This window comes from Streptomyces sp. NPDC060205 (assembly GCF_042728395.1).
Taxonomy (GTDB): Bacteria; Actinomycetota; Actinomycetes; order Streptomycetales; family Streptomycetaceae; genus Streptomyces.
Genome location: NZ_JBHWZP010000056.1, coordinates 26417 through 37212 on the forward strand (window position 1 = coordinate 26417; position 10796 = coordinate 37212).

The 10796-nt window shown below is 70.7% G+C and carries 10 protein-coding genes; 8 read left to right on the forward strand and 2 right to left on the reverse strand.

Annotated features, from left to right (window positions below):
• Positions 1-82: 82 nt before the first annotated feature.
• Positions 83-364: a hypothetical protein gene (locus tag ACFWGJ_RS13070; protein ID WP_387323200.1), complete on the reverse strand. Its 282-nt coding sequence runs from the start codon at positions 362-364 to the stop codon at positions 83-85.
• Between the two features lie 399 nt (positions 365-763).
• Between ACFWGJ_RS13070 and ACFWGJ_RS13075 the strand changes: the two genes are divergently transcribed.
• On the forward strand, positions 764-1963 hold the full coding sequence (locus ACFWGJ_RS13075; RefSeq protein ID WP_387323198.1) for a winged helix DNA-binding domain-containing protein: 1200 nt from the start codon (positions 764-766) through the stop codon (positions 1961-1963).
• Positions 1964-2057: 94 nt separating this feature from the next.
• Here the strand turns inward: ACFWGJ_RS13075 and ACFWGJ_RS13080 are convergent, their stop codons facing one another.
• The gene (locus ACFWGJ_RS13080) at positions 2058-2366 is read right to left on the reverse strand and encodes a hypothetical protein (protein ID WP_387323196.1); all 309 of its coding nucleotides are present in this window, start codon (positions 2364-2366) and stop codon (positions 2058-2060) included.
• Between the two features lie 358 nt (positions 2367-2724).
• On the opposite strand from ACFWGJ_RS13080, the gene ACFWGJ_RS13085 reads away from it, so the two are divergent.
• From ACFWGJ_RS13085 to ACFWGJ_RS13115, 7 genes are all read left to right on the forward strand, one after another.
• Entirely contained in the window at positions 2725-3429 is a 705-nt protein-coding gene (locus tag ACFWGJ_RS13085; protein ID WP_387323194.1) for a hypothetical protein, read from the forward strand.
• Between the two features lie 289 nt (positions 3430-3718).
• Positions 3719-4747 carry a glutamine synthetase gene (gene glnII, locus ACFWGJ_RS13090; RefSeq protein WP_387323192.1) on the forward strand — a complete coding sequence of 343 codons (1029 nt, stop codon included), beginning with the start codon at positions 3719-3721 and terminating at the stop codon, positions 4745-4747.
• Between the two features lie 438 nt (positions 4748-5185).
• Positions 5186-5776, forward strand: a complete 591-nt coding sequence (locus ACFWGJ_RS13095; protein WP_387323190.1) for a winged helix-turn-helix domain-containing protein — start codon at positions 5186-5188, stop codon at positions 5774-5776.
• A 93-nt stretch (positions 5777-5869) separates the two neighbouring features.
• Complete coding sequence (locus ACFWGJ_RS13100; RefSeq protein ID WP_387323188.1) at positions 5870-6883, forward strand: NAD-dependent epimerase/dehydratase family protein; 1014 nt, start codon at positions 5870-5872, stop codon at positions 6881-6883.
• A 96-nt stretch (positions 6884-6979) separates the two neighbouring features.
• Positions 6980-8272 (forward strand): sensor histidine kinase, encoded by a 1293-nt coding sequence (locus tag ACFWGJ_RS13105; RefSeq protein WP_387323186.1) that lies wholly within the window; start codon positions 6980-6982, stop codon positions 8270-8272.
• Positions 8257-8910 carry a LuxR C-terminal-related transcriptional regulator gene (locus ACFWGJ_RS13110; RefSeq protein WP_387323184.1) on the forward strand — a complete coding sequence of 218 codons (654 nt, stop codon included), beginning with the start codon at positions 8257-8259 and terminating at the stop codon, positions 8908-8910. The genes ACFWGJ_RS13105 and ACFWGJ_RS13110 overlap by 16 nt, the downstream gene beginning before the upstream one ends.
• 260 nt (positions 8911-9170) lie before the next feature.
• On the forward strand, positions 9171-10742 hold the full coding sequence (locus tag ACFWGJ_RS13115; RefSeq protein WP_387323182.1) for a DUF1996 domain-containing protein: 1572 nt from the start codon (positions 9171-9173) through the stop codon (positions 10740-10742).
• The last annotated feature ends 54 nt before the right edge of the window (positions 10743-10796 follow it).

The window sequence follows — 10796 nt, forward strand, 5'->3', positions numbered from 1 at the left end:
CGTCGGGTCGCAGAGCCTCGCGGTCTGCCGCACGGTGTGACCGGAGCCCCGCCATCGCCCCTCGGGCAGTGGTGGGGTTTCGTCATTTCTTGACGTTCCAGGGGCGTTCGCGGCGGTAGCGGCGTTCCCACTTGGCCATCCGGTCGCGGCGCTGGCGGTAGGCGTGGTAGTCGCTGTCCATCCGCGTCGTGGAGCTCGAACCGCCGCCGCCACCACCGCCCGACGACGATCCGGAGGCTCCCTGGCCCACCCGGAAGAAGCGGACGTAGAGGTAGATCAGGGCGGCTGCGGCGAGCCACCAGGCGGGACTGTTGAATCCCAGGACTACCAGAACGAGGATCGCCAGAACGATCAAGGTACCCATGGCGGGTCTCCTTGTGCGTGAGTGGTGGTGACCTTGAGCTGTCCGACGCGGTGCCGGGCTGTGCGCCGGGCCGTCGGTGACGTCGAGAGTAGTCCTCAGGATGCCGGTCGATCCCTGTCCGACGGAAACGAATAACGGCAGGGTCCGCTTACGAGCAGTCACAAAATGGCCCGGGGTCAAGCGAAATCGTCACAGAGGGGAGCAATGAGGGTGCTCCGGAGTGAGTAAATCTGCGTCCGGGGCCACCGCCCCTCCCCCGCCCCGTCCCCTCCCTCGCCCCGTCCCCGCCACCGTCCCGGCTCCCGGCCGGGGGCGGATCTGGAGGGCATCGGAGAGAATCCGAGGACGGGGCCGGGCAGGACGGGACAGGACAGAGCCGGGCCGGACAGGGGGAACGGGATGAGCGGGCAGCGGCGGCACATCGGGGTGGCGGAGCGGCGCGCTCGGCTGGCCGTCGGGCAGCGGCTGGCCGGGACGGCCCGGGCCGGCACTCCCGAGGAGGTCGCGGCCTCTCTGGTGGCCCTGCACGGGACGGACCCCGTCAGCGTCTACCTCGCCGTGGGGGCGCGGCTCTCGGACGCGGCGCGGGTCGTGCCGGAGATGGAGCGGGCCCTGTACGAGGACCGGACGCTGATCCGGATGCACGGCATGCGGCACACCGTGTTCGTGTTCCCCACCGGGCTCGTCCCGGTCGTGCACGCGTCCACCGGGCTCGCCGTGGCCGCCCGGGCGAGGGCCTCCCTGGTCAAGGACATGGCCCGGGTCGGCGCGCCCGATGCGAAGTGGCTCGCGGAGGTGGAGACGTCCACGCTGGCCGCGCTGGCCCGGCGAGGCGAGGCGACGGCCGCCGAACTGGCGCGCGAGGAGCCGCGGTTGAGGGAGCAGTTCGCGTACGCGCCGGGCACGGGCTACGAGGGAGTGCACACCGTTTCGTCGCGGCTGCTGCGTGTCCTGGGGGTCGAGGGCAGGGTCGTACGGGGGCGGCCTCTCGGGTCGTGGACGTCGACGCAGTTCCGGTGGGCCGCGGCTCCCCCGTGCGCCGAACTGCCCGTCGCCGAGGCCCAGGCGGAGCTGATCCGGCGCTGGCTCGCAGCGTGCGGGCCGGCTACGGAGGCCGACCTGAAGTGGTGGACCGGGTGGAAGGTCGGCGACGTACGGCGGGCGCTGGGCGCGGTGGGGGCGGTGACCGTCTCGGTGGACGAGGGCGTGGCGTACGTGCTCGCCGACGCCGTGGAGCCGGCCGGGGCCGTCGAACCGTGGGCCGCGCTGCTGCCCGGCCTGGACCCGACGGCCATGGGATGGCGGGAGCGGGACTGGTACTGCCCGCCCGGGCTGCGGCCCGCGCTCTTCGACCGCAGCGGGAACATCGGGCCGACCGTGTGGTGGGACGGGCGGATCGTGGGCGGCTGGGCCCAGCGCCCCGACGGCGAGATCGCCTGGCGGCTGCTGGACGACGGGGGCGCGGGCACCGAGGGCGTCGGCGCCGAGGCCCTGGACGCGATCGGGGCCGAGGCCGAGCGGCTGCGGTCGTGGATGGGGCCCACCCGGGTCACCCCTCGCTTCCGGACCCCGCTGGAGCGGGAGTTGGCGTCCGGCTGAGGCCGGGACACCACGCCGACGCGCCGCCCGGGACGCGGGCGGCGCTACGGACATGGATGGCGCTACGGGCGTGAGCGGCGCTACGGACGCGGGCTCAGCGCGCGTACCTCATCAGGGCCCGGACCATGTGGCAGGTCGTGTCCGACGGGGGGTGTACGCCTATGAGTGCGGCCGTGCTGCGGATCGTGTCGTTGTGGGCTTGCCTGGGTACGTAGACGCCGGAGTCGAGAAGGGCGATGGCCAGCCGCATCGCCTTGAGGCGGCGGTTGTGCGTGATGTACCACTCGCGCGGGCGCCCCGGTGGCAGCGCGCGCTTCTCGACGGGCTGGTAGGGCAGGTCCAGCTGGACCGCCCTCCTGGCGGTGGACTGGGTGGGCAGCGGACTCAGTGCGGCAGCGGGCACAGGCATCCTCCTGTCGCGGTCAGGGCACCGGCCGGCGTCTCCGGCGGCACCCTCGAACACTGCTTCTATTCTACTGCCGCCCACTGACAATCGCCCCTGGCCAGAGGTGTTTTGGGGGTGCCGTGACCAGTGAGTGCCACGGTGTTCTCGCGCACCTGGCGGCATGGAGATCTGGATCGATCCGGCCGGCGGACGAGGCGGTGCGGGACGCCCCGAGCCGACGACAGCGACCCTGCCAACACCCATGTGATCCACGTTACTTGAGCAACTCCGGTCAACCACTGAGCAAGTTCGTTCGGTATCTCGTACATAACGGCGAACGGCCGCCGCCAGGGGCGGCCGGGGACAGGAGCCGTTGATGTCGCGCAGAAGAACGCTCGGGACGAAGAAGAAGATCGCCCTGCTGGTGAGCGCCGCCGCGGTGGCCGGTGGCGGGGCCTTCGCCCTGGCCACCACGTCGAACGCGACACCGGCCACGAACTCCGCCAAGTCCACCGCGCAGTCCTCCGTGGTCTGCAGCGGACTGGCCACCGCCCTCGGCAACAACGAGAAGTTCATCGAGGGACAGCGCACCGCCCCGGACGCCCAGTCCGAGGCGCGGATCGCCAACCGTGAAGCGGTCATCGCCCAGATCAAGGTGCAGCAGGAGGCCTCCGGCTGCACGGTCGGCGAGTCCGACGCCACCGTGGGCGAAGGAGCCGGTACCGGGGACGGCACGGGTGCGGGCACCGAGGCGCCGCCCGCCGCGTCCGCTCCCGCCGAGCAGCCGTCGCAGGCCCCGTCCGCCCCGGCCGCCGGTGGCGGCGCCGCGGCCGGCGAGCAGGTCTGCAACGGGTCCACGGTCACCCTCTCCGGAGAGGCGGGCGCGCCCGCCGCGTCCAGCAACCAGTTCCCCGCCGGTACGAAGCTCAAGGTCACGAACCTGGACAACAACAAGTCCACGACCGTGGAGGTCACCTCGGTCTCCGGCAGCTGCGTGCTCCTGAACAACGAGGCGTTCGAGCAGGTCCGCGAGCCCGGGAAGTTCCTGATCCGCAAGGCCGTCATCGAGAAGGTGGGCTGAGGGTCCCCCGTCGGACCGCTTCGTCCCGCCCGTGTGTTTCGTGTCGGGCTGTTTCGTGTCGGGTGGCGGCCCGGGCCGCCACCTGTCCGAAACCCATCGCATACGAGTAAGGGACGCTCTCCATGGGTGACCCCCACCACATGGGCACCAGGTAACACGGGGTTCACATCCGGGCAATGATCGGGAAACTGCCTGTTGACAGGCTTCGGGCATCCTCCGCGGCGCCCCAGTGCCGCAGCGCCGCAGCTACCGCACTGCGCTTAGAGACCCACCCCGAAGGATGTGGCCCGTGACCTTCAAGGCTGAGTACATCTGGATCGACGGCACCGAGCCGACGGCCAAGCTCCGTTCGAAGACGAAGATACTGGGCGACGACGCGAAGGGTGCGGAGCTGCCGATCTGGGGCTTCGACGGCTCGTCCACGAACCAGGCCGAGGGTCACGCCTCCGACCGTGTGCTCAAGCCCGTCGCGTCCTTCCCGGACCCGATCCGCGGCGGTGACGACATCCTCGTCATGTGCGAGGTCCTCAACATCGACATGACGCCGCACGAGTCCAACACGCGTGCCGCGCTCAGCGAGGTCGCCGAGAAGTTCGCCGCGCAGGAGTCGATCTTCGGCATCGAGCAGGAGTACACCTTCTTCGACGGCGAACGCCCGCTCGGCTTCCCCGTGGGCGGCTTCCCGGCCCCGCAGGGCGGCTACTACTGCGGTGTCGGCGCGGACGAGATCTTCGGCCGCAAGATCGTCGAGGCGCACCTGGACAACTGCCTCAAGGCCGGTCTGGCCATCTCCGGCATCAACGCCGAGGTCATGCCCGGGCAGTGGGAGTTCCAGGTCGGGCCGGTCTCGCCGCTGGAGGTCTCCGACCACCTGTGGGTGGCCCGCTGGCTGCTGTACCGCACCGCCGAGGACTTCAACGTCTCCGCGACGCTGGACCCGAAGCCGGTGAAGGGTGACTGGAACGGCGCCGGTGCGCACACCAACTTCTCCACGAAGGCGATGCGCGAGGGGTACGACGCGATCATCACCGCGTGCGAGTCGCTGGGCGAGGGCTCGAAGCCGCTCGACCACGTCAAGAACTACGGCGCGGGGATCGACGACCGGCTGACCGGGCTGCACGAGACGGCTCCGTGGAACGAGTACTCGTACGGGGTGTCCAACCGTGGGGCCTCGGTGCGTATCCCCTGGCAGGTCGAGAAGGACGGCAAGGGGTACATCGAGGACCGGCGTCCGAACGCGAATGTCGACCCGTATGTGGTGACTCGGCTGATCGTCGACACGTGCTGCTCCGCGCTGGAGAAGGCCGGGCAGGTCTGAACCGGCTGTTCTGCTTGAACTTGTAAGGGGCGCTCACCTGCGTGGTGGGCGCCCCTTCGCGTCCGCTCGGGGAGGGGAGGGGGACGGGGGTTGTCGGCACGTGCGGGCCGGTGGGGGCTGGTCGCGCAGTTCCCCGCGCCCCTCACGGGGCGCCCCAGTGCGGACTCCGGGCCGTGCCGGGTGTCCGGACAGTGAGAGGAGGCTGATGTTGCGGGGCTGTGTCTGCTTCAATGGGGGCATGGCCAGCTTCCAGGAGTGCATCGCTACGGGTCGGCACGACCTTGAGCCCTTCTGGCCTTCCCGTCAGCACCACGACTTCGACCGGGTGTGTTGTCGCGCGACGAACGCGCGGGCCCTCTAAAGCCGTACACCGGTCTTCGGCCAGCGCGCACGACGTACGTCCTCGACGACCTCTCGCGCGAAAAGAGCTGACCTCTCATGGCGAACACCCGTTCCTTCTCCTCCGTGGCCACCGCCACCTCCCCGGCCCCGTCCACCGGCTCCGCACGTCATCGGCTGCGGGCCGTCGACCGGGACGAGGTGGTGGACGTCACCGACTTCCTGCCGCCGGGCGCCACCTGGCTGCCCGCTCCCCCGCACACCCTGCCCACGCTGCCGGGCCACCCGCCGATGATCGGGTACCTGGTCCTCGTCCCCGCCGACCAGCCCTCCCTCCTGCCGGTCCCCGTGCCGGAGGCGGAGGCTGAGGCGGAAACGGAGACGGAGGCCGGTCACGACCTGCCCGTGCGGGTCGACACCGTCCAGCGCACCGCCGAGGTCGACGGGCGCCCGCTCGACCTCACGTACCTGGAGTTCGAGCTGCTCGCGCACCTGGTGGCGCATCCGCACCGGGTGCACACCCGCGACCAGCTGGTCACCACGGTGTGGGGCTACGGACACGTGGGCGACGGCCGGACCGTCGACGTCCACATCGCCCGGCTGCGCCGCAAGCTCGGTGTGGAGCACCGCGACACCATCAGGACCGTGCGGCGCGTCGGCTACAAGTACGCGCCGGTCACAGGCGGTTGATGCATCCGGCGGCGGGACGGTCCGCCTCCGGGCGGATCGCCTGTGGGCAGAATTCCGTTCCGCCGCACGGCTGAGCGGGGCAGAGTCCCCTCCATGAGACTTCTGATGCTGGGCGGTACGGAGTTCGTGGGGCGGGCCGTCGTGGAGGCGGCGCTGAAGCGCGGCTGGGACGTGACGGTCTTCCACCGCGGCCGGCACGAACCGCCCGCGGGCGTACGTTCCCTGCACGGCGACCGCACCGCGCCCGACGGACTCGCGGCCCTCGCCGAGGACGGCGAGGGCCACGGCGGCGGCTCGTGGGATCTCGTGGTCGACACCTGGTCGGGCGCTCCCCGTGTGGTGCGGGACTCCGCGCAGCTGTTGAAGGGCCGCGTCCGGCGGTACGTCTACGTGTCGACTTGCTCCGTGTACGCGTGGCCGCAGCCGCCCGGTTACGACGAGAGCGCCCCGCTGATCGAGGGCGCCTCCCCCGACGCCGGGCGGACCGACTACGCGCGGGACAAGCGCGGGGGCGAGCTGGCCGTGCTCGACGCCTTCGGCGAGGAGCGGGCGCTGCTGGTACGGGCCGGTCTGATCCTCGGCCCGTACGAGAACATCGGCCGGCTGCCGTGGTGGCTCACCCGCGCGGCGCGCGGCGGCCCCGTGCTCGCGCCCGGCCCCCGTGACCTGCCGCTCCAGTACATCGATGTGCGCGACCTCGCCGAGTGGATGCTGGGGGCCGTGGAGGGCGGGGCCGGCGGGGCGTACAACCTCGTCAGTCCTTCGGGGCACGCGACCATGCGGACGCTGCTCGACACGTGTGCGCGGGTCACCGGCGGCCGGGCCGAACTGCGGTGGACCGAGCCCGAGGTGATCCTGGCGGCCGGTGTCGAGCCCTGGACGCAACTGCCGGTGTGGGTGCCGCCGGACTCCGAGCTGCACGCCATGCTGCACCGCCTCGACGTGTCGAAGGCGGTACGGGACGGGCTCCGCTGCCGTCCCGTCTCCGAGACGGTCGCCGACACCTGGAGCTGGCTCCAGGACATCGGCGGGGTCCCGCCGCAGCGCCCCGACCGTCCCGCGGTCGGGCTCGATCCCGCCGTGGAGGAGAAGCTCCTGCGCGGCTGAGGTCCCCCGGAGGCGGCGGGGGGTGGTGCTGGCACCACCCCCCTTCCGGTGGTTCGGCCCCCTGACCACCGTCGCGGGGTGGGCGAGACTGAGGGCATGGACACCAACGGGGACAGCGGGGACAACAGCGCGGTCGGCCGGTTGCGTACCGCCGCGATCGCCGGAGTGCGGGCTCTGCTGCTGGCCGTCGTGGCTCTCGCCGGGTCGATCGTCCTCTTCGTGCTCTTTGTCGTGTCGATCGTGCTCGTGCCACTGGGCATCGGCATCGTCACGACACCCTGGGTACTGGCCGCCGTACGCGGCTTCGCGGACTGGCGGCGGCTGCTGGCGGTCCGGTGGAGCGGGGTGCGGATCCCGCCCGCGTACCGGCCGCTCCCGAAGGACGCCGGTCCATGGGGGCGGTGTTTCGGTCTGCTCGGCGATCCGGCCGTCCGGCGGGACCTCCTGTGGCTCCCGGTGGACATGACGGCGGGGCTGGTCACCGCGCTGCTGCCCGCCCTGCTGATCCTCTACCCCTTCGAGGGGTTCGCGCTGGCCGCCGGGCTGTGGCGGGTCTTCACCGACGGCACGTACGTCGGCTGGTGGTACGGGTTCGTGCCGGTCGGCGGGCAGCTCAGCGCCCTCGCCGCGGGAGCCCTGGGCGCCGCCCTGCTCGTCGTCGGCGTGTACACCACTCCCTTCCTGCTGCGCGTCCACTTCCTGCTGACCCGGTCCGTCCTGGCGTCCGGGCAGGGCGAACTCGCCCAGCGGGTCCGCGTACTGACCGAGACGCGGCGGGACGCCGTCGACACCTCCGCGGCCGAACTGCGGCGCATCGAGCGGGACCTGCACGACGGGGCGCAGGCCAGGCTGGTCGCGATGGGCATGGACCTCGGCACGATCGAGGCCCTGATCGACAAGGACCCGGCGAAGGCCAGGCAGCTGGTCGCGCAGGCCCGCCGGTCCTCCGCGGAGGCCCTCACCGAACTCCGGGACCTCGTACGGGGCATCCATCCCCCCGTGCTCGCCGAGCGCGGACTCGGGGACGCCGTACGGGCGTTGGCACTGCGGCTGCCCATCGCCACGGAGGTCGACGTGGACCTGCCCGGCCGGCTCGGGGAACCGGTCGAGGCGGCGGCGTACTTCGCCGTCAGCGAGGTCCTCACCAACGCGGTCAAGCACTCGGGCGCCGGGCGGATCTGGGTCGACCTGCACCACACCCCGGAGCACGGCGGCATGCTGCGGATCGCCGTCACCGACGACGGCGGGGGCGGCGCCGCGATCGGCTCGGGGTCGGGACTCTCCGGAGTCGAGCGGCGACTCGGTACATTCGACGGCGTCCTGGCCGTCAGCAGTCCCGCGGGCGGTCCCACCATGGTGACCATGGAGATCCCTTGCGAGTCGTCCTAGCCGAAGACCTGTTCCTGCTGCGCGACGGTCTGGTCCGGATGCTGGAGGCGTTCGACTTCGAGATCGCCGCCGCCGTCGAGAGCGGACCCGAACTGACGCGGGCGCTGGCCGAGTTGGAGCCGGACATCGCCGTGGTCGACGTACGCCTGCCGCCCTCGCACACCGACGAGGGCCTGCAGTGCGCGCTGGCGGCGCGCCGGGCCAGACCAGGGCTGCCGGTCCTCGTCCTGTCCCAGCATGTCGAGCAGCTGTACGCGCGTGAGCTGCTCGCCGACGGGACCGGCGGGGTCGGCTATCTGCTGAAGGACCGGGTGTTCGACGCCGAGCAGTTCATCGACGCGGTACGGCGGGTGGCGGCGGGCGGCACGGCGATGGATCCGCAGGTCATCCAGCAGTTGCTGGCGCGGCGGCAGGGCGACGGCCGGCCGCTGGGGCGGCTGACACCTCGCGAGCTGGAGGTTTTGGAACTGATGGCGCAGGGCAGGTCGAATGCGGCGATCGCGGGCCAACTCGTGGTCACGGAGCGGGCGATCGCGAAGCACACGTCGAACATCTTCCAGAAGCTCGGGCTGGACGTCTCGGACGACGACAACCGTCGCGTCCTGGCCGTTCTCGCCTATTTGGACCAGGGCCGCTGAAAGGGTTCATAGGCAAGGGGGACAGGGATCGGCCCGAACCGTTCCCGAGTTCCGGATCCGCTGAATGATATTCAATAATTCCCGCTCAACTGCCGTTGTTTCAGGGGCTTCTGGACCCCTTGCGGCAGGATTGCGCCACGGAACTCCCATCAATTCCTGAGGCTTCTGAACGCCCCAGGAACCTCCTCCGTATTGAACGGAGCCGCTTCACCTCCTGCCGGGCGCCTCGATGCCCCCGCAAGGAAGCCAGAGGGAGTTCCATGGGACGCACGAACCGAAAACGCCGCTCCACGCTCGCCAACCGGGCGATAGCCGCATCGGCGGCTCTCGCGCTGGGTGGCGGCGGTCTGCTTGCGGCCAACATCTACGCTTCCGCGGGCGAGAGCAAGAACTCGACGCGGAACGCGCAGACGACCGCCGCCTCGGTGGCCACGATCAAATGCCCGGACGTCGGCCAGAAGCTGACCTCCGTGCCCAAGGGCGCCCGCGCCGGTGTCGACAAGGAGCTGGCCAAGCTCGACCAGCAGGTCACGGAGGCCTATAAGCGTCTTGCGGACACGCGCCAGGCCCAGGCGGGGGACCCCGGCTACGTCAACAACGCCATCCTCGGTCCGCTGAAGTCCAAGCGTGTCGCCACGCTCGACAGGATCAGCATCAACATCAAGCGCGCGGGCGGCAAGGGACCCAGGGGATGGGGCAAGTTCGCGGGCTGCCAGGGCGTACCCGCCGGCAACCCCACGGGTGGGGGCCAGGGCAACAACGGCGGCCAGGGCGGTAACAACGGCGGTCAGGGCAACAACGGTGGCCAGGGCAACAATGGCGGCCAGGGCGACAACGGCGGTCAGGCCGGCAACGGCGGCGGCCAGGGTGGCGACGGCGGTAACGGCGGTCAGGCCGACAACGGGCCCGTGGCAGCCGACTTCCAGGACATCACCCAGGTACAGCCGAACGGCGGCCCCAAGGGTGTGGGCGCCAACGGGCTCCCCGCGAACGGGGACACCGGCTCCACCGGCACCTTCACCACGAGCTGCGGCACCAACGAGAACGAGCTCCGCAACTCGGACAACGTGATCGTCGCCCCGGGTGTCAGCAACGGCGCCCAGCACCAGCACGACTACGTCGGCAACCAGTCCAACGACGCCTTCGCGAGCGACGAGGACCTGGCGAACGCCGAGACCACCTGCCAGAACCAGGCCGACAAGTCCTCGTACTTCTGGCCGGTGCTGCGGGTGCAGGACGGCAAGGACGACGTCGACGCGAACGCCGCCGGTGGCGGTCAGGACGGCAACGTCGGCACGATCCAGCAGGTCAGCGAGGCCCAGCTGAAGTTCGTGGGCAACAAGAAGGGTGATGTCGTCGCGATGCCGAAGGCGCTGCGCATCATCACCGGTGACGCCAAGGCCTTCGTCAACGGCCTCAACAACGCCAACACGAACTGGAGCTGCACCGGCTTCGAGGACCGCCAGCTGACGGACAAGTTCCCGATCTGCCCCGAGGGCAGTTCCGTGGTGCGCTCGTCCAACTTCCAGAGCTGCTGGGACGGCCAGAACATCGACAGCGCCAACCACCGCACGCACGTGGCCTTCGTCCAGGCGGACGGCACCTGCGCCAACGGTTTCCAGGCCATCCCCCAGCTGCAGGTCCGGCTCGTCTACGACGTGGCGGCCCCGCAGATCCAGGGTGACCAGATCACCAACGCGTTCGCGGTGGACTCCTTCCCGGACCAGTTGCACAAGCCGATCACGGACCACAACGACTTCATCAACTTCTTCGACGAGAACGAGATGAACGAGGTCGTGGACTGCATCAACAGCGGCCAGAACTGCACGTAGTCCTTACGTGGCAGCCGGGCGTTGAGCACGAAGAAGCCGGCGGTGGGAATTCCC